Raw genomic sequence first — 22,720 nt, 5'->3', positions numbered from 1 at the left:
TACCTTATGCTAAAAAGGCATTTTGACGGTTAATTCGGCCGTTTTAAGCTACGCTTTTCTCTCAAGCCTCTGAAAAAGGCAGCAAAATAAATGAGGATAGTAGAATGACGATTGCAAAGGGGATGTTGGGATCTGCGGTGCTGCTGGCGGCGCTGAGTCTGCCGCTACAAGCAGCGGAGCCGGTAAAAGTGGGCTCAAAGATCGATACCGAAGGGGCGCTGCTCGGCAATATTATTTTGCAGGTACTGGACAGCCACGGCGTGAAAACCGTCAATAAAGTCCAGCTCGGCACCACGCCCGTCGTGCGCGGCGCGATCACCTCCGGCGAGCTGGATATCTATCCGGAATACACCGGCAACGGCGCGTTCTTCTTCAAACAGGAAAACGATCCGGCATGGAAAAATGCCAAAGCCGGATATGAGAAAGTCAAAAAGCTGGACGCGGAACAGAACAAACTGGTCTGGCTGACCCCGGCCCCGGCCAACAATACCTGGACTATCGCGGTGCGCAAGGACGTGGCGGAGAAAGGTAAGCTGACCTCGCTTGCGGATCTCAGCCGCTATCTGAAAGAGAAGGGCGACTTTAAGCTCGCGGCGTCCGCGGAGTTTATCGAGCGTCCTGACGCGCTGCCCGCGTTTGAAAAAGCCTACGGCTTCAAGCTCGACCAGGCGCAGCTGCTCTCTCTGGCGGGCGGGGATACCGCGGTGACCATCAAAGCGGCGGCGCAGCAAACCTCTGGCGTTAACGCGGCCATGGCCTACGGTACTGACGGCCCGGTGGCGGCGCTCGGTCTGCAAACCCTGACCGATCCTAAAGGCGTACAGCCGATTTACGCCCCGACCCCCGTCGTGCGTGAGGCGGTGCTGAAAGCCTATCCGGAAATTGCCGACTGGCTGAAACCGGTCTTCGAAAAGCTGGATGAAAAAACGCTGCAGCAGCTGAATGCCAGCATTGCCGTCGAGGGGCTGGATGCCAAAAAAGTGGCCGCCGACTTCCTGAAACAACAAGGGCTTGTGAAGTAACGGGACAAGGCTGTGCCAATAAAATGTCATAACCGCGTACTGCTGCTGTTGGCCTGCGTGGCCATCGCGGCAGTCGCGCTGCCCTTTGTGAATGTCGCCCCTAACCGCCTGATGTCAGGGGAGGGGCGCTATCTCTGGGATGTGTGGGCGTTCACGCCGTGGTGGCTGGCGGCGGCGCTGGGCGCGTGGGTTGCGCTATCGCTCTGGCAAGGGCGCACGGCGCAGTGGCTGACGCTGCTCCTTGCTGAAGGGCTGTTTATCCTCCTCTTCTGGGGAGCCGGGCAGGCGGCGACGCATATGGCGTCAGCGGAAAGTCCGCTGGCGAGAACCACGGTGGGCAACGGCCTCTGGCTGTGGCTGGCTCTGTGTCTGCTGGCCAGCAGCGATGCCATTCGTCGACTCATTTCCAGCGCCGTCTGGCGCTGGGTGCTCAACGCGCAGATATGGTGCATTCCCTTGTTCCTGCTGTTCAGCGGGGAGCTGAACAATCTCTCGCTGCTGAAAGAGTACGCCAACCGTCAGGAGGTGTTTGATGATGCCCTGGCGCAACACCTGACGATCCTCTTCGGCACGCTCTTTCCGGCGCTTCTGCTCGGGATACCCCTTGGCATGTGGTGCTATCGTCATCCTTCACGCCAGGGCGGGGTCTTTGCCGTACTCAACGTGATCCAGACCATTCCTTCCGTCGCGCTGTTTGGCCTGCTGATTGCCCCGCTGGCCGGGCTGGTGAAGTCATTCCCGGTGCTGGGAACGCTCGGCATAGCCGGAACGGGGTTAACGCCCGCGCTCATCGCGCTGGTGCTGTATGCGCTGTTGCCGCTGGTGCGCGGCGTGGTCGCGGGGCTGGGCCAGGTCGCGCCGGATGTGCTGGAAAGCGCCCATGCGATGGGGATGAGCGCACGGCAGTGTTTCTGGAGAATTCAGCTCCCGCTGGCGCTGCCCCTGCTGCTGCGCAGCCTGCGGGTGGTGGCGGTACAAACCGTCGGCATGGCGGTGATTGCGGCGCTGATTGGCGCGGGCGGCTTTGGCGCGCTGGTGTTCCAGGGGCTGCTGAGCAGTGCGCTCGATCTGGTGTTACTGGGCGTAGTGCCCACGATTGCACTGGCGGTTGTCGTCGACGCGCTGTTTGCCTTATGGCTCGCGCTGCTCAGGAGAAGAGCCAATGATTGAATTTCACGATGTCAGTAAAACCTTTGCCGGTCGCCCGGCGGCGAGCCACCTGAACCTGAACTTTGCCGAGGGCGCGTTTTCCGTGCTGATTGGCACCTCCGGGTCGGGAAAATCCACCACCCTGAAGATGATCAACCGGCTGGTGGAGCATGACAGCGGGCTGATCCGCTTTGCCGGAGAAGAGATCCGCAGCCTGCCGGTGCTGGAGCTGCGCCGTCGGATGGGCTATGCCATTCAGTCTATCGGCCTGTTTCCCCACTGGACGGTGGCGCAGAACATCGCCACCGTGCTGCAGCTGGAGAAATGGTCGCGGGCAAAAATTGCTGGTCGGGTGGATGAGCTGATGTCGCTGCTGGGGTTAGAGCCCGCGCTGCGCGATCGCTATCCTCACCAGCTTTCCGGAGGCCAGCAGCAGCGCGTGGGCGTGGCGCGCGCGCTGGCGGCCAACCCGCAGGTGCTGCTGATGGATGAACCCTTCGGCGCGCTGGATCCGGTCACGCGCGGGGCGCTGCAGGCGGAGATGACCCGCATTCACCGCATTCTCGGACGCACGATCGTTCTCGTGACGCACGATATTGATGAAGCCCTGCGCCTGGCCGACCATCTGGTGCTGATGGATCATGGCGAAGTGGTGCAGCAGGGCTCGCCGCTTGAGCTATTAACATGGCCGAAGAACGACTTTGTGCGCGAGTTTTTTGGCCGCAGCGAGCTGGGCGTGAGGCTGCTCTCCCTGCGGACGGTCAGCGACTATATGCGTCGGGAGGAGCCCCCGGTGAGCGGCGAACCGCTGCAGGCGCAGATGAGCCTGCGGGATGCCCTCTCGGCGTTTGTCGCGCGACAGTGCGAGGTATTGCCTGTTTCGGACGCACGCGGGACGCCGTGCGGAACCTTACATTTTCGCGATCTGCTGGCCGGGGAGGTGACGCGTGAAGGCACTGCGTGATCCGCTCCTCTGGCTGGTAGCGCTCTTTGTTGCCTTACTGTTTCTGATGCCTCACAGCGCGGCGCTGTTTAACGCCCTTTTTCCCGGGCTGCCGCGGCCGGTCTATCAGCAGGAGAGCTTTATTAATCTCGCCCTGGCGCATCTCTGGCTGGTGGCGCTCTCAAGCGCCATTGCGGTTGTGCTGGGGGTAGGGGCAGGCATCGCGGTCACGCGGCCTCAGGGCCGGGAGTTTCGTCCGCTGGTAGAGACAATAGCGGCGATTGGTCAGACGTTTCCCCCGGTGGCGGTGCTGGCGATAGCGGTTCCGGTGATGGGGTTTGGCCAGCAGCCCGCCATTATTGCGCTGATTTTATACGGCGTATTGCCGGTTCTGCAGGGCACGCTGGCGGGCCTCGCGGCGGTACCGGCGTCGGTGCTAAGCGTGGCTGAAGGGATGGGAATGAGTCGCGGCCAGCGGCTGCGCAAGGTTGAACTGCCGCTTGCGGCACCGGTGATCATTGCCGGGATCCGCACGTCGGTGATTATTAACATCGGGACGGCGACCATTGCGTCTACGGTCGGTGCCAATACCCTGGGAACGCCGATTATTATCGGCCTGAGCGGGTTTAATACGGCTTACATTGTGCAGGGGGCGGTGCTGGTCGCGCTGGCGGCAATCGTCGTCGATCGCCTTTTTGAGCGGCTGGCAAAGTACCTCAGCCGACACCGCCGCGAACAATAAACGAGTATCCTGCCAGCATCACGCCGCCGATACCGCTCACGGCCATCAGGACAAAAAGGGTAATAATGGCCAGTTTGGTTGCCTTCATCATGTGCTCCTGTTGTTAACGGAACAATTATACGGTGAAGCGCAGCTGTTAATGAACCATTAAATGCCGTTATGGCTCATCCGGGCCAAGGGAATAAACCGGGTAACCATTCTCTCGCCATTCCGTCAGCAGCTGTTGCTGCGTGGCGGACGGCACTTCGCCACACCAGACCAGCAGGGTCTGGCCGTCGAAAAATTCGGGCTTAAGCTGCGCCAGCGAGTGCGCCAGAACATCCACGCGCCAGCCCTTCTGGGTCGCAATCCACGCTTCCAGCCACAGGCGGGTGGTATCGTGCACGTTCCAGCCGACCACCAGCGCATCTTTTCCGGCCTTGTTCTTCGCCGAGGCAAGGCAGACAGCGATGTAGTTGATCAGCACCCCGTCGAGCATGCTGAGCAGCGCCTGCAGGGTGGACTGCTGGCACTGCAGGCGTCGACGGAGCGGAATGAAGAGATGGTTGATCAGCGTCTGTGCCGGATAATCGCGGCCTTGCTCTTTGATCCATGCGCGCAGGCGCTGGAGGTTGCCGGCCTGCAGGAGTCGCAGCAGGGTTTCCTGCTGTTCGCGCCAGAGGTGCTGCGTGTCCGGATCGTCGTGGCTCAGCAGGGACTTCACCTTGCCGACCTGCACCCCGTTGTCGATCCAGCTTTTAATTTCGCGGATGCGGTCGATGTCGGCCTCATTGAAAAGGCGATGCCCACCGTCGGTCCTCTGCGGTTTGAGTAATCCATACCGTCGCTGCCACGCCCGTAGGGTAACGGGATTGATATCACAAAGGAGTGCCACTTCACCTATTGTGTAAAGCGCCATATTCGCCCCCTGGCTTACGCGTCCCCAGCTTAACTGTAGACTCACTTTGGCGAACCAGGAAGGATTGATTGATTTTTGAACAAACAATGCGAAGCATGCGCGATATTCAGAAAAAGGTGTGATAACGGACACGATTTTGCGCTTTTTTGGGATGCTTCAAAGAAAGTAAACCCGCATCCGTGTATGTTACGCGTTTTTAGCGTGTGCGGTTTTGAGTATGTACGAGTTCAATCTGGTGCTGCTGTTGCTTCAGCAGATGTGTGTGTTTCTTGTCATTGCCTGGCTGATGAGTAAAACGCGCCTGTTTATCCCGCTGATGCAGGTCACCGTACGTCTGCCGCATAAGCTGCTCTGTTACGTCACCTTCTCTATTTTCTGCATCATGGGGACCTATTTTGGCCTCCATATCGAAGACTCTATTGCCAATACGCGCGCGATTGGCGCGGTGATGGGCGGGCTGCTGGGCGGTCCCGTCGTCGGTGGCCTTGTCGGTTTAACCGGGGGGCTGCATCGCTATTCCATGGGCGGGATGACGGCGCTTAGCTGTATGATCTCGACGATCGTGGAAGGGCTGCTCGGCGGGCTGGTCCACAGCTACATGATTAAACGCGGTCGGCCAGATAAAGTCTTTAGTCCGCTTACCGCCGGGGCGATCACCTTTGTGGCCGAAATGGCGCAGATGGCGATCATTCTGCTGATTGCCCGTCCTTTTGAAGATGCGCTGCACCTGGTCAGCAGCATTGCCGCCCCGATGATGGTAACCAACACCGTGGGCGCGGCACTGTTTATGCGCATTCTGCTCGACAAGCGCGCCATGTTTGAGAAGTACACCTCGGCGTTTTCCGCCACGGCGCTGAAGGTCGCCGCCTCGACTGAAGGGATCCTGCGCCAGGGGTTTAACGAAGAAAACAGCATGAAGGTCGCGCAGGTGCTCTACAAGGAGCTGGATATCGGCGCGGTGGCCATAACCGACCGCGAGCGGCTGCTGGCCTTTACCGGCACCGGGGACGATCACCATCTGCCGGGTAAACCCATCTCTTCAGCCTATACGCTGCGCGCCATTGAAACCGGCGAGGTGGTGTATGCCGACGGTAACGAAGTGCCTTACCGCTGTTCGCTGCATCCGCAGTGCAGGCTGGGCTCGACGCTGGTGATTCCGCTGCGCGGGGAAAATCAGCGGGTGATGGGGACTATCAAGCTGTACGAGGCGAAAAACCGTCTGTTCAGTTCGATCAACCGCACCCTGGGAGAGGGGATTGCCCAGCTGCTGTCCGCGCAAATTCTGGCCGGGCAGTATGAACGGCAGAAAGCGCTGCTGACGCAGTCTGAGATTAAACTGCTGCATGCCCAGGTCAACCCGCATTTCCTGTTTAATGCCCTCAATACGCTCAAAGCGGTGATCCGCCGCGACAGCGATCAGGCCGCGCAACTGGTGCAGTTTCTGTCGACCTTTTTCCGCAAGAACCTGAAACGACCGTCCGAGATCGTGACCCTCGCCGATGAGATTGAGCACGTGAATGCCTATCTGCAGATCGAGCAGGCGCGTTTCCAGTCGCGCCTGCAGGTGTCGCTCTCCGTTCCGGACGAGCTGGCGTATCAGCATCTCCCGGCCTTTACCCTGCAGCCTATTGTCGAAAACGCCATTAAACACGGCACGTCGCAGCTTCTGGGGACAGGGGAGATAACCATTGCCGCCAGCCGTTTCAACCACCATCTGGTGCTGGATATTGAAGATAATGCCGGGCTTTATCAGCCTTCCGCCTCCGGCGGTTTAGGGATGAGCCTGGTGGATAAACGCCTGCGCGCCCATTTTGGCGACGACTGCGGTATTACCGTCGCCTGTGAGCCAGACCGATTTACCCGTATTACCGTACGACTGCCGCTGGAGGAAAACGCATGTTAAGAGTGCTGATTGTGGATGACGAGCCGCTGGCACGGGAAAACCTGCGCGTTCTGCTGCAGGAGCAGCCTGATATAGAGATTGTGGGGGAGTGCGCGAACGCCATTGAGGCCATCGGTGCGGTGCACAAACTGCGCCCTGACGTGCTGTTCCTGGATATTCAGATGCCCCGCATCAGCGGGCTGGAGATGGTCGGCATGCTCGACCCGGCGCATCGCCCCTACATTGTGTTTTTGACGGCGTTTGATGAGTATGCCGTTAAGGCCTTTGAGGAGCACGCGTTTGACTATTTACTCAAGCCGATTGAAGAGAAGCGTCTGGAAAAAACGCTCAGCCGTTTACGCCAGGAGCGAACCGTACAGGACGTCACGCTGCTGCCGGAAAACCAGCAGCCGCTGAAGTTTATCCCCTGCACCGGGCACAGCCGAATCTACCTTCTGCAGATGGATGATGTGGCGTTCGTCAGCAGCCGCCTGAGCGGGGTGTTTGTCACCAGCGCGGAAGGGAGCGAAGGGTTTACCGAGCTGACCCTGCGCACGCTGGAGAGCCGCACGCCGCTGATCCGCTGCCATCGCCAGTATCTGGTGAACATGGCGCACCTGAAGGAGATCCGCCTGGAAGATAACGGCCAGGCCGAGCTGGTGCTGCGTGCCGGGCAAACGGTACCCGTCAGCCGTCGCTATCTGAAGAGTTTGAAAGAGGCGATTGGCCTGTAAAACTGGTACACTGCGCGCCATTGCATCATCGACATTCGAAGGCTCTATGCTAAGTAACGATATTCTTCGTAGCCTGCGCTACACCCTGAAAGCAAACAATAACGACATGGTGCGCATTCTTGCGCTGTCCGATATGGAAGCCACGTCTGCCGGTTTCGACACCTGGATGACCAAAGAAGACGAAGAGGGCTTTGTTCGCTGCCCGGACATTATTCTGTCGGGTTTCCTGAACGGCCTGATTTACGACAAGCGTGGCAAAGATGAGTCCGCGCCGGAGCTGGCGCTGGAGCGTCGGGTGAACAACAACACGGTGCTGAAAAAGCTGCGTATCGCGTTCTCGCTGAAAACGGACGATATTGTGGCGATCATGACGGAGCAAAAATACCGCGTATCAGTGCCGGAAGTGACCGCCATGATGCGCGCGCCGGATCATAAAAACTACCGCGAGTGCGGCGACCAGTTTCTGCGCAATTTCCTGCGCGGGCTGACCCACCGGGTGCATCACCCGAAGGCGTGATTTTTAGCCGGGTGGCGGCTTCGCCTTACCCGGCCTACAAAACCCGTAGGCCCGTGCAAGCGTAGCGCCGCCGGGCAAAAAAAAGCCGGAGATTATCTCCGGCTTTTTTGTTATTTCACCTGCTGACCCGGCTTCGCGCCTTCATCAGGGCTTAACAGGAAGATATCTTTCCCGCCAGGGCCGGCGGCCATCACCATTCCCTCGGAGATGCCGAAGCGCATTTTGCGCGGCGCCAGGTTTGCCACCATCACGGTCTGACGACCAATCAATACCTGCGGGTCCGGGTAGGCAGAACGGATGCCGGAGAAGACGTTGCGCTTCTCACCGCCCAGATCCAGCGTCAGGCGCAGCAGCTTGTCAGAACCTTCCACGAACTCCGCGTTTTCAATCAGCGCCACGCGCAGGTCGACTTTGGCAAAATCGTCAAAGGTGATGGTTTCCTGAATCGGATCGTCCGCCAGCGGGCCGGTGACCGGTGCTGCAGCCGCCTTCACCTCTTCTTTAGACGCTTCCACCAGGGCTTCAACCTGCTTCATCTCGATGCGGTTGTACAGCGCCTTGAAGGTGTTCACCTTGTGGCCGAGCAGCGGCTGTGCTATTGCATCCCAGGTCAGTTCAGTGTTCAGGAACGTTTCAGCACGGGCTGCCAGCTGCGGCAGAACCGGCTTCAGGTAGGTCATCAGCACGCGGAACAGGTTGATGCCCATGGAGCAGATGGCCTGCAGGTCGGCATCGCGGCCTTCCTGTTTTGCCACCACCCACGGGGCCTGCTCGTCGACATAGCGGTTCGCCAGGTCAGCCAGGGACATGATTTCACGCACCGCTTTACCGAATTCACGGCTTTCCCAGGCTTCGCCAATGGTCGCCGCCGCGTCGGTAAAGGTTTGGTACAGGGCTGGGTCAGCCAGTTCAGCCGCCATCACGCCGTCAAAACGCTTAGCGATAAAGCCCGCGTTACGGGAGGCCAGGTTCACCACCTTGTTGACGATGTCCGCGTTCACGCGCTGCACGAAATCTTCCAGGTTCAGGTCGATATCGTCGATGCGGGAAGAGAGCTTCGCGGTGTAGTAGTAGCGCAGGCTGTCCGCGTCGAAGTGGTTCAGCCAGGTGCTGGCCTTAATGAACGTCCCGCGAGACTTGGACATCTTCGCGCCGTTCACCGTCACGTAGCCGTGTACAAACAGGTTGGTTGGCTTGCGGAAGTTGCTGCCTTCCAGCATCGCTGGCCAGAACAGGCTGTGGAAGTAAACGATATCTTTACCGATGAAGTGATACAGCTCGGCAGTGGAGTCTTTCTTCCAGTATTCGTCGAAGCTGACCGTATCGCCACGCTTGTCGCACAGGTTCTTGAAGGAGCCCATGTAGCCGATTGGCGCGTCCAGCCAGACGTAGAAGTATTTGCCCGGCGCGTTCGGGATTTCGAAGCCGAAGTACGGCGCATCGCGGGAGATATCCCACTGCTGCAGGCCGGATTCGAACCACTCCTGCATCTTGTTCGCTACCTGCTCCTGCAGCGCGCCGCTGCGGGTCCACGCCTGCAGCATTTCGCTGAAGGACGGCAGGTCGAAGAAGAAATGCTCGGAGTCACGCATCACCGGCGTGGCGCCGGATACCACGGATTTCGGTTCGATAAGCTCGGTCGGGCTGTAGGTCGCGCCGCACACTTCGCAGTTATCGCCGTACTGGTCCGGGGATTTACATTTCGGACAGGTGCCTTTGACAAAACGGTCCGGCAGGAACATACCTTTTTCCGGATCGTACAGCTGAGAGATGGTGCGGTTTTTGATAAAACCGTTCTCTTTCAGACGGGTGTAGATCAGCTCCGACAGCTCGCGGTTTTCGTCGCTGTGCGTGGAGTGATAGTTGTCATAGCTGATGTCAAAGCCAGCAAAATCAGTTTGATGCTCCTGACTCATTTCGGCAATCATCTGCTCCGGGGAAATCCCCAGCTGCTGCGCTTTCAGCATGATCGGCGTGCCGTGAGCATCGTCCGCACAGATGAAGTTAACCTCGTGGCCGCGCATTCGCTGGTAACGGACCCAGACATCAGCCTGGATATGCTCCAGCATGTGGCCGAGGTGGATTGAGCCGTTGGCGTACGGCAGTGCGCACGTTACCAGAATTTTCTTCGCGACTTGAGTCATAGTAGGCATTACTTCTTTTAACTGTGAAAAGGGTTTTTGATATTACCAAAAGGGGCATTATTAAGTAAGCACAAACCACGGCCTTTCAGGTAAACTTGTCCATCTAAGGTCTTATTCACAAGAACAAAGGAGTCGGGATGAGTTCTCAATCCCAGGCCAAATCACCGGAAGCCTTACGAGCAATGGTCGCCGGGACGCTGGCTAACTTTCAGCATCCAACCCTGAAGCACAATCTCACTACGCTGAAAGCGTTACACCATGTCGCATGGCTGGACGACACGCTGCACATTGAGCTGCAGATGCCGTTCGTCTGGACCAGCGCCTTTGACGCGCTGAAAGAGCAGACCAGCTCTGAGCTGCTGCGTATTACCGGTGCAAAAGCCATTGACTGGAAGCTGAGCCACAGCATCGCCACGCTGAAACGCGTGAAAAACCAGCCTGGTGTGAACGGCGTGAAAAATATTATTGCCGTCAGCTCGGGCAAAGGCGGGGTGGGGAAATCCTCTACCGCCGTAAACCTGGCGCTGGCGCTGGCGGCGGAAGGGGCAAAGGTCGGTATTCTGGATGCGGATATCTACGGCCCGTCTATTCCGAACATGCTGGGCGCGGAAAATCAGCGTCCAACCTCGCCGGACGGCACCCACATGGCGCCAATCATGGCGCACGGTCTGGCGACCAACTCCATCGGTTATCTGGTAACCGACGATAACGCCATGGTCTGGCGCGGTCCGATGGCCAGCAAGGCGCTGCTGCAGATGCTGCAGGAGACGATGTGGCCGGATCTGGATTATCTGGTGCTGGACATGCCGCCCGGCACCGGTGACATTCAGCTGACTCTGGCGCAGAACATTCCGGTCACGGGCGCGGTTGTCGTGACTACGCCGCAGGATATTGCGCTTATCGACGCCAAAAAAGGCATCGTGATGTTCGAGAAGGTAGAAGTGCCGGTGCTCGGTATCGTCGAGAACATGAGCATGCACATCTGCAGCAACTGCGGTCACCACGAACCTATCTTCGGTACGGGGGGCGCAGAAAAACTGGCCGCGAAGTATCATACCCAACTGCTGGGACAGATGCCGCTGCACATTACCCTGCGTGAAGATCTGGACAGCGGAAAGCCGACGGTGGTCAGCCGTCCGGACAGCGAATTTGCAGAAATGTATCGCCAGCTGGCGGGACGCGTTGCGGCGCAGCTCTACTGGCAGGGCGAAATCATCCCAGGGGAAATCGCGTTCCGCGCGGTGTAATTCCTCTTCGCTTAGTGTCGGGTGACGGCTTCGCCTTACCCGGCCTACGAAATACGGTTTGGTAGGTCAGGTAAGCGAAGCGCCACCTGACTTTACCCAAGCCGATAATGCATCAGATAGTACTCTCCGTCCGGAGAATTACCCGTCGCCTCAATGTGCCAGCCGTGTCGCTGGTAAAACGCGATAGCCCGCGCATTCTTCACCAGACACTTAAGCGAACCCGTACTGGTAAACGTCTTCTGAACCTGCTCCAGGAGCAACTTCCCGACCCCGAGGCTTTGATACTGCGGGTCAATAAACAGGTTGTGCAGAAAATTATCGTTCGTCCAGACGGAGGCAAAACCCAGGCGATGCCCGTTCTGAACAGCAACCCAAATCACTTCGTCACGGGTTGCCGCGTCAAAGTCTTCAAGCTGCCAGTCTGCACTGTCCAGCCATGGCCAGGCTTCACGCCGGGCGTGGAGGTAGAGCGTGCGCAGGAAAGGGCGGTCGCTTTCCTGCCAGGGACGAATCAGAATTGCATTAGCGGTGATAGAAAATATCTCCATTGTAGGCTTTGTAGATCTTGCCATCAGCATCGCCAATCAGCACGTAGTTCTCACCCATGTAGGTCCAGTGGGTTCCGGCATCTGGCGCCGGCAGGTTACGCAACTGGTACTGTTTGATGGTGTACTCCGGCGTTTGATACTGCGCCGGTGCCGTGTCGCCAATCTTGAATTTCGTAAAGTCAGCGATGAACTCTTGTTCTTCATAGGCCTTGATGCCAGATGCCGCTTGTGGTGCTGCATTTGCCGCGCTCGCCAGAGACATCGCGACACCCAGTAGCAGCCATTTACACTTAGCCATTTTTTCTCCAGTTGTACGGTTTTTAAGTTTGTTTTGCCTGTCAACAATACGGCAACCTGCCTATTTTAAGTATCAGACTATGGCTTGTTCGAAGAAAAATGTAACAAAAATGAACCTCACCTGATAATCGTTTTCCGTCTGATATGTCGTCATTGATGACGTAACCTTATACCAGCGCCGCAGGCGCGACACTTCTTTACAGCGTGATGGCGTATTGCCCGTTAAGATGACCTTCGTTAAAACATGAGGTCACAATGGATAACCGCAAAATCAGTCGACTGCGCCGCTGGGCGCGGGAAGGGATCATACTCGTTCTGCTGACGTTGGGCGTTATGTGGGGTGTGGATCAATACCGAAAACCGACCCTTCCCGCCAGTTTTAGCGCAACACCGATGCAGAGCATCGACGGCAACATTCACGATATCGCGGCGCTCAGCCAGGAGCGTCCTCTGCTGATTTACGTCTGGGCTACCTGGTGCAGCATATGCCGTTACACGACGCCTTCCGTTAATCAGCTGGCAGAAGAGGGCGGGAACGTGTTGAGTATTGCCATGCGTTCCGGTGATAACGTAAAGCTTGCGCGCTGGGTTGAAAAGAAACAGCTGAAAATGCCGGTGATTAACGATGCAAACGGTGCTTTGTCGCAGCAGTGGCAGGTGAGCGTCACGCCGACGCTGGTGGTTGTGTCGAAGGGGAACGTGGTCAGTACCACGACGGGCTGGACGAGCTACTGGGGATTAAAATTAAGGATGTGGTGGGCAGGCGTATAAAAATAACCCCTCTCCCGGCGGAAGAGGGGTGTTGTATTACTTAGCCAGAACTTCCTGCGCGGTGCGCTCAACCAGAGACAGCAGGATTTTAATATCTTCCAGCGTCACGGTTGGGTTCAGCAGCGTCAGCTTCAGGCAGGTGACGCCGTTATGCTCGGTCACACCGACGTTCGCACGGCCGGATTCCAGCAGCGCATCACCAATTTTCTGGTTCAGCAGGGCGATGCCCGCGTCATCCGTCTGCACCTGTCCGCGGAAGCGGAACAGAACGCTTGCCAGCTGTGGCTGCATAACCAGTTCCAGAGCAGGCTGCTCTTTCACGTAGGCCGCAACCTGCTGCGCCAGCGTGACGCCGTGATCGATGATCGCCGCGTATTGCTCCTGGCCCAGCGCTTCCAGGCTCATCCACAGCTTCAGCGCGTCAAAACGACGGGTGGTCTGCAGAGATTTGGACACCAGGTTAGGCACGCCCGCTTCTTCGTCGAACTCAGAGTTCAGATAGGCCGCCTGGTAGCGCATCAGCTCATAGTGACGCGCTTCTTTCAGCAGGAACGCGCCGCAGCTGATGGTCTGGAAGAACTGCTTGTGGAAGTCCAGGGTGACGGAATCCACCAGCTCGATGCCGTCCAGGTAGTGACGATACTGCTCAGACATCAGCAGCGCGCCGCCCCAGGCCGCATCAACGTGTACCCAGATGTTCTGCTTCGCGGCCAGCTCTGCAATCGCACGCAGCGGGTCGATAGCACCGGCATCGGTGGTACCTGCCGTCGCGACGATCGCCAGAATCTGCTCGCCGTTCGCATTGCACTGTTCAATTTTCGCCGCCAGATCGGTGAGATCCATGCGGGAGAATTCGTCCGTTTTCACCTGCACCACGGACTGGTAGCCCAGACCCATCAGCGCCATGTTTTTCTGCACGGAGAAGTGTGCGTTTTCGGAGCACAGTACGCGGATCTTACGCAGATCGCCCACCAGACCGTCCTGCTGAACGGAGTGACCCTGACGCGCGAAGAACGCATCGCGAGCCAGCATCAGGCCCATCAGGTTGCTCTGGGTGCCGCCGCTGGTGAAGACGCCTGCGTCGCCGGCCTGATAACCCACGCGGGTACGCAGCCACTCGATCAGTTTGATCTCGATAATGGTTGCGGACGGGCTTTGATCCCAGGAGTCCATACTCTGGTTAGTGGCGTTGATCAACACTTCCGCCGCCTGGCTTACCACCAGGCTTGGGCAGTGCAGGTGCGCCACACACTGCGGGTGATGAACGGACAAGCTGTCTTTCAGGAAGAACTCCACGGCTCGTTCAATCGCCGCTTCGTTGCCCAGCCCCTTCGGGTTGAAATCCAGCTTAATACGGTCGCGCAGTTCCGCGACCGTTTTGCCCTGGTACATCTCAGGCTGTTTCAGCCACTGCATCACAGCCTGAGTGCTTTGTTCAATCGCCTGCTGGTAAGCTTCAATGCTCTGCGCAGAGGAGAACAAAATTGGGTTTGAATCAGACATCGTAATCAATAACTCCGGTTACGCCGGGCGAACGCCCGCAGCAAGCAGTGCCTGCTCAAATTTATCCAGGAAGATTTTCAGCTCTTCGTCGCTGATCAGCAGAGACGGCAGCAGACGCAGAACGATACCGTTACGGCCACCGCGCTCCAGAATCAGACCGGCTTCGAAGCACTTCTTCTGAATCAGCGCAGACAGCTCGCCGTCGCCCGGGAAGCAGCCCATGTGGTCAGCGGCTTCGTGTGGCTTAACGATCTCAATACCGATCATCATGCCCAGACCGCGCACGTGGCCGATGACCGGATAGCGCTTCGCCATCTCTTTCAGCTGGCCTTTCAGCCATTCGCCCTGTGCAGCCACTTTGCCTGCGATGTTCTGGTCTTTCAGGATTTTCAGCGTCGTCAGACCGGTTGCCATCGCCAGCTGGTTGCCGCGGAAGGTACCGGTGTGGTGACCTGGCGCCCACGCATCGAACTGCTTTTTGATACCGAGCACGGCCAGCGGCAGACCGCCACCCACTGCTTTAGACATCACGATGATGTCTGGCTCAATGCCAGCGTGTTCGAAGGCGAAGAATTTACCGGTACGGGCAAAGCCAGCCTGAACTTCGTCGAGGATCAGCAGAATGCCGTGTTCCTGAGTCACTTTACGGATGCGCTGCAGCCACTCAGCCGGAGCCGGGTTCACGCCGCCTTCGCCCTGAACGGCTTCCAGAATCACCGCTGCAGGTTTACGCACGCCGCTTTCAACGTCGTTAATCAGGTTATCGAAGTAGTAAGTCAGCGCTTTCACGCCCGCTTCACCACCGATACCCAGCGGGCAACGGTACTCGTGCGGGTAAGGCATGAACTGGACTTCTGGCATCATACCGTCAACCGCTTCTTTCGGAGACAGGTTGCCGGTCACGGACAGCGCGCCGTGGGTCATCCCGTGGTAGCCACCAGAGAAGCTGATGATACCGCTACGACCGGTCACTTTTTTCGCCAGCTTCAGCGCCGCTTCAACGGCGTCAGCACCGGATGGACCGGTGAACTGCAGGCAGTACTCTTTGCCCTGACCAGGCAGCAGAGAGAGCAGGTATTCAGAAAACGCGTCTTTCAGAGGCGTAGTCAGATCCAGGGTATGTAACGGCAAGCCGCTGGTAATGACATTTTGGATGCTTTTCAGCACATCAGGATGGTTATGGCCAAGCGCAAGGGTCCCCGCGCCTGCTAAACAGTCAAGGTATTCTTTATTGTCTGCATCGGTGATCCACACGCCTTCTGCTTTAGTGATGGCTAAAGGCAGTTTGCGCGGATAACTCCTGACGTTAGATTCAAACTCGGCCTGACGGGCCAGATAGGTTTCGTTGCTTTTGTGGGCATCTACGGTGTCAATACGGACTTTATCCGTCATCATATCACTCCTACAACCGCCGCTTCGTTATGAGCCACGATTGAATAAAAAGTTAAAAAACAGATGGGGGCCTGAAAAAAACGCCGCCAATATAGAGCCTTTTGCCACGGGGCTCAATGGTTAATTTGCTTACTGTTTTGTGACACGGGGCTGTGGGGAGAAAATATCCCCATTTTTAAAATGAAAATTGCATTTTATGCCAAATAAAAACAGCCCGTTACAGGCTATTTGTCCGGCGTGTAAAGTCGCAGAAAAGAGTGTGACAAAACGTGCCATCGAATGGCAAAAAAGGAGGCTGGCTCTCTCTATTCCTGTGTCATGTGCAAAAAGCGGTGCTTATGATGCATGCACAACGGAATCACGCATTAAAAAAGGACTTTCAACGCGCGTGGTGTTCTGGTGCTCTTCACCGTTAATAATATGCAAGGCGCTCAGGCGACCAATTTCATAGTGTGGCAGTTGAACCGTAGTGAGAGGAGGCAGGAACAACTCCCCAATACCCACCATATTGTCATAGCCGATAACGGCGACATCTTCCGGTATGCGAAGCCCTTGCGCCAGCAGCGTCTGGTACACCATAAACGCGATACGGTCGTTGCCGCAGATAACGGAGTCGAACCGGGGAATGCCATTCTGCATGTGCGCCAGCAATACTGACGGAATGTCACGATAGTGCTCATCGCCGAGCGCCATATAGCTGTGCGCCAGGCTGTGCGGGTCGAGCCCCGCTTCACGGCATGCACGTTCCAGCCCCTGACGACGTCGGGTTGTGGCCAGATGCCCCTCAGGTAAATGCAGGCAGAGAGGGCGTCGATAACCCTCCGCGAGTAACGCCCGCACGGCGGTATACTGCCCCTCTTCATCATCAGGAATATAGCTGGCGACCTTTTCGCCGTCACTTTCGCAATTGGCCAGCACGCAGGGGAGGGTGAGGAGTTTGGCCGGAAGAGGAACCTGGCGTAACCCCATGGTGGTGTAGATAATCCCGTCAGGCCGATGAGAGAGGAGAAGGTCGACAATAGCGTCCGGGTTGTCATCGGTAAACATATTCATCACGAAGCTGTTCCAGCCGTGCATTCTGGCCGTTTCTTCAATAGACAGCGTGATGTCCACCGAGAAAGGTGTCGTCACCGTATCGAGCGCCAGTACGCCTATGGTTTTCGGTGAGGCATGCGCGCCGCGTATTTTCTTGGCGGACAGGTCAGGAACGTAGCTGGTCTGCTCGATAGCCAACTGCACGCGCGCCAGCGTTTCCGGTTTAAGGCGCTCCGGGCTGTTAAGCGCGCGGGAAACTGTCATCAGCGATACGTTAGCCAGCTTTGCGACGTCCTTCAGGGAAGCCATTTTGTTACTCCGTTAATGCTCTGTGTGAAAGGGTATACAACTAAGTCGCTGATGTAAAAGGAAGGCTGATGCCCTGGTTAGGTCATGCTGACCTCAGTGATGAATTTTTGATCGCGATCTCATTCTCTCAATGTTAACGTTAACTTTCGTGATTAACATCTTAAATTTTAGCCAAACAGCATGAGAAAGAGACAATGTTAACGTTACCATTGCGTCATTACTCCAACATGAGAATGTCATGATGAAAACGCATCGCTCTCACAGCTACCCTTTACTGAGCGCATTACTGTTTTTCTTTTTTGTCACCTGGTCATCTTCCGGCTCGTTACTTTCCATCTGGCTTCATCAGGAAGTGGGCTTAAAAGCGGGGGATACCGGCGTTATCTATGCCGTGCTTTCCGTCTCCGCGCTTTTTGCACAAATCTGCTACGGGTTTATTCAGGACAAACTCGGCCTGCGCAAAAACCTGCTCTGGTTTCTGACCAGCCTGCTCGTTCTTTCTGGTCCGGCTTTTTTGCTGTTTGGCTATCTGCTGAAGATTAACGTGTTGCTCGGCAGCATTTTCGGTGGGATTTTTATCGGCCTGACGTTTAACGGCGGGATAGGGGTACTGGAGTCCTATACCGAGCGCGTGGCCCGCCAGAGCCAGTTTGAGTTCGGCAAGGCGAGGATGTGGGGATCGCTTGGCTGGGCGGCGGCAACCTTTTTCGCGGGGCTGCTGTTTAACATTAATCCGAAGCTGAACTTTGCCGTCGCGAGCTGCGCAGGGCTGGTGTTTTTTGTTTTGCTTGCGCGTCTCAGGGTCTCTTCCGCCCCGCACGCCATGCAGGAAGCGGTGTCCGGCGGTAAGGTCACACTGGAAGATGCCTTGCGCCTGCTGACGCTGCCGCGTTTCTGGGCGCTGGTGTTTTTCGTTATCGGCACCTGTATTTATGGCGTTTATGACCAGCAGTTCCCGGTCTATTTCTCCTCCCAGTTCCCGACGTTACAGGAAGGAAACGCCATGTACGGCTATCTCAACTCCTTCCAGGTATTCCTTGAGGCGGCCGGTATGTTTTGCGCCCCGTGGCTGGTGAATCGCCTCGGTGCGAAAAATGGCCTGATTTTCGCCGGAATGGTGATGGCGATGCGTATGGTGGCATCGGGTCTGGTTGAGGGGCCGATACTGATCTCCATTACCAAGCTATTGCACGCGGTTGAGCTGCCCGTTTTGCTGGTCTCCATCTTTAAATACAACAGCCTGCATTTTGATAAGCGACTCTCTTCCACCCTCTATCTGGTGGGCTTTGCCTGTACAAGCTCGGTGATTGCCTCGGTTCTGTCGCCGCTGGCTGGTTACAGCTATGAGAAATACGGCTTTGCCCAGTCCTATCTCATTATGGGGGTGTTAGTTTTCAGCACCACACTCATCTCCATCTTCCTGTTGCGCTCGGGTAAGTCCTCTTCTGACCCGTTAATGCCGCAACCTTCCACTATCTGACTGAAAAGAGTAGACACATGACGTATTCCATTGCCAAAGCTGAACAGGAATTGCAGGCCAGAGAAGGCAGTCTTAACCTGCGCTGGTATCCGCGCTACCACCTCGCCGCGCGTGCCGGCTGGATGAACGACCCGAATGGCCTGGTGTGGTTTGACGGCTGGTATCACGCGTTTTACCAGCATCATCCATACTCGACCCAGTGGGGGCCGATGCACTGGGGCCATGCGCGCAGCAAAGATTTAGTTCACTGGGAGCACCTCCCGGTAGCACTGGCACCGGAAGGACCAGAAGACAAGGACGGCTGTTTTTCCGGCTCGGCGGTAGTCGATGGCGATACGCTGGCGCTGATTTACACCGGACATAAATTCCACGGTGACCCTGATGAGGCTAATCTCTACCAGGTGCAGTGTCTGGCGACCAGTCGTGACGGCGTTCATTTTGCCCGGCAGGGAATGATTGTTGACACGCCGCCTGGGCTGCATCACTTCCGCGATCCGAAAGTGTGGCGTGAAGGGGAGAGCTGGTACATGGTTGTCGGCGCGCGGGACGGTGAGACGGGCCATGTGCGCCTATACCGTTCTGCCGATCTGCGCGAGTGGCTGGATATGGGCGTGCTTGCGGTGGCTGAAAAAGAGATGGGCTATATGTGGGAATGCCCGGGTTTTTTCACCCTCAATGGCAAACGCGTGCTGGTGTTTTCGCCTCAGGGGCTGGCGGCAGACGGATTCAAAAATCGTAATCTTTTCCAGAGCGGCTACCTGCTGGGCGAGTGGCAGCCCGGTCAGCCTTTCGTGCGTGAAGGGGAATTTGTGGAGATGGATCGCGGGCACGATTTCTATGCGCCACAAAGCTTCCTGACTCCCGACGGCCGCCGCATCGTCATCGGCTGGCTGGACATGTGGGAATCGCCCCTGCCGGAACAGCAGGATGGCTGGGCGGGTATGCTCTCTTTACCGCGCGAGCTGACGCTGAGTGCGGATGATCATCTGCAAATGCGTCCAGCCAGAGAAGTCGAAAGCTTGCGCAGAGCATGGTTCCCCTGGCCGGTGAGCGCGCTTAACAATCAGCAAATCGCTCAGGTGGAAAGCTGCGACGCTATGGAAGTCATTCTGCGTTGGGATTGCGCCAACAGCAGCGCGGAGCAGTACGGTATTCGTCTCGGAGACGGGTTACGTATTTATGTCGATGCGCAGATGCAGCGCCTGGTGCTGGAGCGTCACTATCCGCAGTATGGCTTGTGTGGTACCCGAAGCGTCGCGATAAACCTGAACGACACGCTAAACCTGCGCCTGTTCTTTGACAACTCGTCTGTGGAGGTGTTTGTCAATGAGGGGGAAGCGTGCCTCAGCAGCCGCATTTATCCCGAAGCGGAGGCTCGCGAGCTGGCGTTGTTTGCCTGGACGGGAAGTGCGTCGCTTATTGATGCCGGGGCGTGGCAATTAGAGTAAATGGGTTACATCAGAAAAATTCAGTAGGATCCGCAAATAATAAAGGCGACTGATGTCGCCTTTATTATTATTTAATTTTTCTGGCGTAGCCCTGAAACTGGCCTTCTTTATTTACCGCTAGTTTGCCTTTAGCAGGATAGTAAATGAAGGTGTATAACCCTTGCGAATAAACCTTTGCCTGAGGCTCGTTTTCATCCAGCGCGCCTAATACGCCATCAACATCCAATATCTCACCTTTAATCGTGATCTTCATCCCTTCCCATTTAAAGGCGTGCGTTGTTTTAGCAGCCTGAGCATGTTGTTTCGCGTCTTTCTTAGACCAGATACCCGTACCCGCAGCGGCATCACGCGCGTTGGCCCATGCTGCATTTTGTGCGGCTTCATTGTAGGCATTCTGGCGATTTTGCTCAGCCAGGTAGCAGGTATCTTTGCTAATCCCCTGGCGTTCACATTCAGCCATGCGCTGCTGTGCTTGTTGAGCGGGGCTAACACATCCAGCCAATATGGCAGAAACAATAACAGCCATAATTAATTTTTTCATTGACCTAATACCTTAAATTCTGTGAAAGCGACAATTAATAGCCTGCAGAGACCAGATAAGCGATAAATTTTTCATTCATTTTTATAATCCACAATGGAAGTATGATTGATACATAACTCCCATCCATGCACCTGTCATTAAAAAAATAATGTACAGAATAACAGAGATAAAAATGTACTTTGTCATAGTGGCTATCACCAGTATATTTTTTGAAGCCAGAGGGCTAAATTGATAAGGTGCATTTTTACTTAACAGTGGCTAACTGGTTTCTTATTTTCAAAAAAGTTAATCAAAGCTTTCAATTAGAATGGCGAGAATTAACGATTTTATTTAGAAACCTACTCCTAAACCAGCCCCAAGAGCGAAATCATTATTAGAGCTTGATGAAACACCTGCTTTCACTGTAGCGGCTCCTGCATGGAATGAAGCCCCCACGCTCACAGCACTTTCGTTTTTAAATGACCCTACGCCAGCAGAAAACATTACTTTTTGACCGGCTTCAACCTGCGGCATAGAAGCTATAGCAATGGCGCTAGCAGCGCCAGAACGGGCTTCTTTCTTGTTCCCGTCTACTTCATCCCGCAAGGATTTAAATTGTGCATTAGTGCTGGCTTGTTGCTGGCTAAACACTTTCTTAGCGTCTTGCAGATCTTGAGCTACGCCAGCAGCCTGGGTAGAGGTGGAAGCAATAGCAGCAGTGTTAGCCGCTACTTTAGTTTGTGTAGCGGTATCTACTTGTGTGATGGTAGTTGTAACCCCGTTAGAACCATCTTTACCATCCTTACCATCCTTACCATCAGCCCCTGTATCACCTTTAGCACCATCTTTACCATCTACTCCGTTAGTTGGTTTTGGCGCATTCTCAAGAGCTAACAGACGGCTATCTTGCACCGTGTTAACAGTTTCAATATGAGTAATTGCGGTTCCATTAGTAAGAACGCCCTGTAATGCCGCATCACCCTTTTTATTAGCGGTATCAGCAAGGGCGCCAGCTAATTTCGCTTCCTGATCGACGTTAGAAACATTAGTTTGAAGAGAGGAAATAGCCGCGGTGTTAGTGCTGATATTACCTTTACTTACGTCAATCTCGTCTTGCAAACGATCGCGATCGCCTTGCAAGTTATAGATCTGCCCGTCCTGCGTGACGTTTTCAGCTTTCATATTATCCAGATTATAAGCGGTGTTATTTGTACCCTGAATCTGAATAAAATTACCAGGATTGTTAACATTATCATTAAGATTTACGTCTACATTAGCTGCTTTAGCTACATTCATTGAATCAGAGAAAATCACACTCAACACAAAAACAGTAATTTTAGTAACTCTCATTTAAAAGCTCTCATCACTCAAAAAATGAATAAAAGTAAGGGTGCTATCCTGGCATGACAACATAACTTCTTGTTATGCTTCAATTAAATCATATTTTTTCACTGCGATTTTGGTTTAATCGCTTATTTCGTAACGTGTAGCAACTATCTAATATTGTGTACCTATTAATATTGATCTAAATCATAAACGGCATGAATGGTTAAAGTGGTTGGATGTGGTGCAGCATGGATTATTTCAATGTTTACATTAACTTATAAGATGTGTGGTTAATGCTTGTTTTGTTGGTAAGCCGTTGATAGGAGGATCAATATTTAATAGGAATGGATGTTTATACTATGCACTTATTGTTTCAAGCGAAGCAAGTGGAGATGAAAAATGAAAGATAAACCGAAAGGGCTGCAAACTAAATTTTTTTTGTTTTTGGAGATGACTATCTTAGCGGTAAATAAGAGAGTGTTTTTAGGAGGTAATGAAAATGTTATAAGGGATAACGTTATATTAAATAGATTAGCATCATGCCTCTGAAAATATCAGGCTTGTTCTCCTTACTCCAGTTATCATAACGCAGAACCTGTAGCCGTGGGCGAAGAATCGATACCCAAAAGTGCACGCTTGCGTCAGCAAGCAACTTACCCTAATCTGGCAAAATGTAAGCTAAAACTTACCATATGACTCGGGGTGCCCTTCTTTGTGAAGGCTGAGAAATACCCGTATTACCTGATCTGGATAATGCCAGCGTAGGGAAGTCAGATGCCTCCCCGGTCATCGCTTCTTCACGCAAGGCAGGAG

Annotated in this window: 21 protein-coding genes and 1 riboswitch; of the genes, 11 read left to right on the top strand and 10 right to left on the bottom strand. The window is 55.2% G+C overall.

The features are described from left to right. Positions 1 to 104: 104 nt before the first annotated feature. From V1566_RS18310 to V1566_RS18295, 4 genes are read left to right on the top strand one after another with little or no spacing between them, the layout of a single operon-like run. Positions 105 to 1,022 (top strand): ABC transporter substrate-binding protein, encoded by a 918-nt coding sequence (locus V1566_RS18310; protein ID WP_395304245.1) that lies wholly within the window; start codon positions 105 to 107, stop codon positions 1,020 to 1,022. A gap of 12 nt (positions 1,023 to 1,034) precedes the next feature. Then, positions 1,035 to 2,192, top strand: coding sequence for an ABC transporter permease (locus tag V1566_RS18305; RefSeq protein WP_395304244.1), 1,158 nt, complete (start codon positions 1,035 to 1,037; stop codon positions 2,190 to 2,192). Beyond that, a complete protein-coding gene (locus V1566_RS18300) occupies positions 2,185 to 3,135 on the top strand; it encodes an ABC transporter ATP-binding protein (protein WP_395304243.1) in 951 nt (316 codons plus the stop codon). Before V1566_RS18305 ends, V1566_RS18300 begins: the two co-directional genes overlap by 8 nt. Beyond that, positions 3,119 to 3,856 carry an ABC transporter permease gene (locus tag V1566_RS18295; protein ID WP_395304242.1) on the top strand — a complete coding sequence of 246 codons (738 nt, stop codon included), beginning with the start codon at positions 3,119 to 3,121 and terminating at the stop codon, positions 3,854 to 3,856. The genes V1566_RS18300 and V1566_RS18295 overlap by 17 nt, the downstream gene beginning before the upstream one ends. On the opposite strand, the gene V1566_RS18290 is transcribed toward V1566_RS18295, so the two are convergent. Then, positions 3,831 to 3,944, bottom strand: a complete 114-nt coding sequence (locus tag V1566_RS18290) for a protein YohO (protein WP_008500895.1) — start codon at positions 3,942 to 3,944, stop codon at positions 3,831 to 3,833. The two genes, V1566_RS18295 and V1566_RS18290, sit on opposite strands and share 26 nt — an antisense overlap. A 69-nt stretch (positions 3,945 to 4,013) precedes the next feature. Continuing rightward, positions 4,014 to 4,754, bottom strand: a complete 741-nt coding sequence (gene mlrA / locus V1566_RS18285) for an HTH-type transcriptional regulator MlrA (RefSeq protein ID WP_159515655.1) — start codon at positions 4,752 to 4,754, stop codon at positions 4,014 to 4,016. Positions 4,755 to 4,971: 217 nt separating this feature from the next. On the opposite strand from mlrA, the gene V1566_RS18280 reads away from it, so the two are divergent. The 3 genes from V1566_RS18280 to V1566_RS18270 are packed head-to-tail and all read left to right on the top strand — an operon-like array spanning position 4,972 to position 7,887. Next, the gene (locus V1566_RS18280; protein WP_395304241.1) at positions 4,972 to 6,657 is read left to right on the top strand and encodes a LytS/YhcK type 5TM receptor domain-containing protein; all 1,686 of its coding nucleotides are present in this window, start codon (positions 4,972 to 4,974) and stop codon (positions 6,655 to 6,657) included. Next, positions 6,651 to 7,370 (top strand): two-component system response regulator BtsR, encoded by a 720-nt coding sequence (btsR, locus tag V1566_RS18275; RefSeq protein WP_395304240.1) that lies wholly within the window; start codon positions 6,651 to 6,653, stop codon positions 7,368 to 7,370. The genes V1566_RS18280 and btsR overlap by 7 nt, the downstream gene beginning before the upstream one ends. A 46-nt stretch (positions 7,371 to 7,416) precedes the next feature. Beyond that, on the top strand, positions 7,417 to 7,887 hold the full coding sequence (locus V1566_RS18270; protein WP_395304239.1) for a DUF1456 family protein: 471 nt from the start codon (positions 7,417 to 7,419) through the stop codon (positions 7,885 to 7,887). 110 nt (positions 7,888 to 7,997) lie between these two features. On the opposite strand, the gene metG is transcribed toward V1566_RS18270, so the two are convergent. Next, entirely contained in the window at positions 7,998 to 10,031 is a 2,034-nt protein-coding gene (gene metG / locus V1566_RS18265) for a methionine--tRNA ligase (RefSeq protein ID WP_395304238.1), read from the bottom strand. Positions 10,032 to 10,168: 137 nt separating this feature from the next. Here metG and apbC point away from each other — a divergent pair, with 137 nt between their 5' ends. Further along, positions 10,169 to 11,278, top strand: a complete 1,110-nt coding sequence (apbC, locus tag V1566_RS18260) for an iron-sulfur cluster carrier protein ApbC (protein WP_029740176.1) — start codon at positions 10,169 to 10,171, stop codon at positions 11,276 to 11,278. 92 nt (positions 11,279 to 11,370) lie between these two features. Here apbC and V1566_RS18255 read toward each other — a convergent pair whose 3' ends face one another. Together V1566_RS18255 and V1566_RS18250 are read right to left on the bottom strand one after the other, a co-directional pair. Next, entirely contained in the window at positions 11,371 to 11,826 is a 456-nt protein-coding gene (locus tag V1566_RS18255) for a GNAT family N-acetyltransferase (RefSeq protein ID WP_395304237.1), read from the bottom strand. Further along, positions 11,801 to 12,124, bottom strand: a complete 324-nt coding sequence (locus V1566_RS18250) for an RcnB family protein (RefSeq protein WP_335245186.1) — start codon at positions 12,122 to 12,124, stop codon at positions 11,801 to 11,803. The genes V1566_RS18255 and V1566_RS18250 overlap by 26 nt, the downstream gene beginning before the upstream one ends. 254 nt (positions 12,125 to 12,378) lie before the next feature. Here V1566_RS18250 and V1566_RS18245 point away from each other — a divergent pair, with 254 nt between their 5' ends. After that, positions 12,379 to 12,894 carry a protein disulfide oxidoreductase gene (locus V1566_RS18245; RefSeq protein WP_395304236.1) on the top strand — a complete coding sequence of 172 codons (516 nt, stop codon included), beginning with the start codon at positions 12,379 to 12,381 and terminating at the stop codon, positions 12,892 to 12,894. 36 nt (positions 12,895 to 12,930) lie between these two features. On the opposite strand, the gene V1566_RS18240 is transcribed toward V1566_RS18245, so the two are convergent. From V1566_RS18240 to V1566_RS18230, 3 genes are all read right to left on the bottom strand, one after another. Continuing rightward, the gene (locus tag V1566_RS18240; RefSeq protein WP_395304235.1) at positions 12,931 to 14,397 is read right to left on the bottom strand and encodes a pyridoxal phosphate-dependent decarboxylase family protein; all 1,467 of its coding nucleotides are present in this window, start codon (positions 14,395 to 14,397) and stop codon (positions 12,931 to 12,933) included. A gap of 18 nt (positions 14,398 to 14,415) precedes the next feature. Continuing rightward, the gene (locus V1566_RS18235) at positions 14,416 to 15,792 is read right to left on the bottom strand and encodes a diaminobutyrate--2-oxoglutarate transaminase (protein WP_014884533.1); all 1,377 of its coding nucleotides are present in this window, start codon (positions 15,790 to 15,792) and stop codon (positions 14,416 to 14,418) included. Between the two features lie 333 nt (positions 15,793 to 16,125). Further along, positions 16,126 to 17,133, bottom strand: coding sequence for a LacI family DNA-binding transcriptional regulator (locus tag V1566_RS18230; protein ID WP_395304234.1), 1,008 nt, complete (start codon positions 17,131 to 17,133; stop codon positions 16,126 to 16,128). A 238-nt stretch (positions 17,134 to 17,371) separates the two neighbouring features. Between V1566_RS18230 and V1566_RS18225 the strand changes: the two genes are divergently transcribed. Then, positions 17,372 to 18,613, top strand: a complete 1,242-nt coding sequence (locus V1566_RS18225; protein WP_395304233.1) for an MFS transporter — start codon at positions 17,372 to 17,374, stop codon at positions 18,611 to 18,613. A gap of 17 nt (positions 18,614 to 18,630) precedes the next feature. After that, a complete protein-coding gene (locus V1566_RS18220) occupies positions 18,631 to 20,061 on the top strand; it encodes a glycoside hydrolase family 32 protein (RefSeq protein ID WP_395304232.1) in 1,431 nt (476 codons plus the stop codon). Between the two features lie 67 nt (positions 20,062 to 20,128). Here the strand turns inward: V1566_RS18220 and V1566_RS18215 are convergent, their stop codons facing one another. Both V1566_RS18215 and V1566_RS18210 read right to left on the bottom strand, forming a co-directional pair. Continuing rightward, positions 20,129 to 20,602 carry a hypothetical protein gene (locus V1566_RS18215; RefSeq protein ID WP_395304231.1) on the bottom strand — a complete coding sequence of 158 codons (474 nt, stop codon included), beginning with the start codon at positions 20,600 to 20,602 and terminating at the stop codon, positions 20,129 to 20,131. 330 nt (positions 20,603 to 20,932) lie between these two features. Next, the gene (locus V1566_RS18210) at positions 20,933 to 21,931 is read right to left on the bottom strand and encodes a YadA C-terminal domain-containing protein (RefSeq protein WP_395304230.1); all 999 of its coding nucleotides are present in this window, start codon (positions 21,929 to 21,931) and stop codon (positions 20,933 to 20,935) included. Between the two features lie 664 nt (positions 21,932 to 22,595). Further along, a riboswitch (TPP riboswitch) is annotated at positions 22,596 to 22,692 on the top strand. Positions 22,693 to 22,720 lie beyond the last annotated feature (28 nt).

The organism is Enterobacter sp. ECC-019 (assembly GCF_043974075.1).
GTDB lineage: Bacteria > Pseudomonadota > Gammaproteobacteria > Enterobacterales > Enterobacteriaceae > Enterobacter > Enterobacter asburiae_D.
Note: the sequence above shows the minus strand (reverse complement) of the source record. Positions and strands in the feature narration are given on the sequence as shown.

Excerpts from the sequence above, each read along its gene's own strand:
- V1566_RS18300 (WP_395304243.1), top strand. The coding sequence starts at position 2,185 with ATGATTGAATTTCACGATGTCAGTAAAACCTTTGCCGGTCGCCCGGCG.
- V1566_RS18270 (WP_395304239.1), top strand. The coding sequence starts at position 7,417 with ATGCTAAGTAACGATATTCTTCGTAGCCTGCGCTACACCCTGAAAGCA.
- V1566_RS18290 (WP_008500895.1), bottom strand. The coding sequence starts at position 3,944 with ATGAAGGCAACCAAACTGGCCATTATTACCCTTTTTGTCCTGATGGCC.
- V1566_RS18280 (WP_395304241.1), top strand. The coding sequence starts at position 4,972 with ATGTACGAGTTCAATCTGGTGCTGCTGTTGCTTCAGCAGATGTGTGTG.
- V1566_RS18240 (WP_395304235.1), bottom strand. The coding sequence starts at position 14,397 with ATGTCTGATTCAAACCCAATTTTGTTCTCCTCTGCGCAGAGCATTGAA.
- apbC (WP_029740176.1), top strand. The coding sequence starts at position 10,169 with ATGAGTTCTCAATCCCAGGCCAAATCACCGGAAGCCTTACGAGCAATG.
- mlrA (WP_159515655.1), bottom strand. The coding sequence starts at position 4,754 with ATGGCGCTTTACACAATAGGTGAAGTGGCACTCCTTTGTGATATCAAT.
- V1566_RS18245 (WP_395304236.1), top strand. The coding sequence starts at position 12,379 with ATGGATAACCGCAAAATCAGTCGACTGCGCCGCTGGGCGCGGGAAGGG.
- V1566_RS18235 (WP_014884533.1), bottom strand. The coding sequence starts at position 15,792 with ATGATGACGGATAAAGTCCGTATTGACACCGTAGATGCCCACAAAAGC.
- V1566_RS18225 (WP_395304233.1), top strand. The coding sequence starts at position 17,372 with ATGATGAAAACGCATCGCTCTCACAGCTACCCTTTACTGAGCGCATTA.
- V1566_RS18250 (WP_335245186.1), bottom strand. The coding sequence starts at position 12,124 with ATGGCTAAGTGTAAATGGCTGCTACTGGGTGTCGCGATGTCTCTGGCG.
- metG (WP_395304238.1), bottom strand. The coding sequence starts at position 10,031 with ATGACTCAAGTCGCGAAGAAAATTCTGGTAACGTGCGCACTGCCGTAC.
- btsR (WP_395304240.1), top strand. The coding sequence starts at position 6,651 with ATGTTAAGAGTGCTGATTGTGGATGACGAGCCGCTGGCACGGGAAAAC.
- V1566_RS18310 (WP_395304245.1), top strand. The coding sequence starts at position 105 with ATGACGATTGCAAAGGGGATGTTGGGATCTGCGGTGCTGCTGGCGGCG.
- V1566_RS18220 (WP_395304232.1), top strand. The coding sequence starts at position 18,631 with ATGACGTATTCCATTGCCAAAGCTGAACAGGAATTGCAGGCCAGAGAA.
- V1566_RS18230 (WP_395304234.1), bottom strand. The coding sequence starts at position 17,133 with ATGGCTTCCCTGAAGGACGTCGCAAAGCTGGCTAACGTATCGCTGATG.
- V1566_RS18255 (WP_395304237.1), bottom strand. The coding sequence starts at position 11,826 with ATGGAGATATTTTCTATCACCGCTAATGCAATTCTGATTCGTCCCTGG.
- V1566_RS18215 (WP_395304231.1), bottom strand. The coding sequence starts at position 20,602 with ATGAAAAAATTAATTATGGCTGTTATTGTTTCTGCCATATTGGCTGGA.
- V1566_RS18210 (WP_395304230.1), bottom strand. The coding sequence starts at position 21,931 with ATGAGAGTTACTAAAATTACTGTTTTTGTGTTGAGTGTGATTTTCTCT.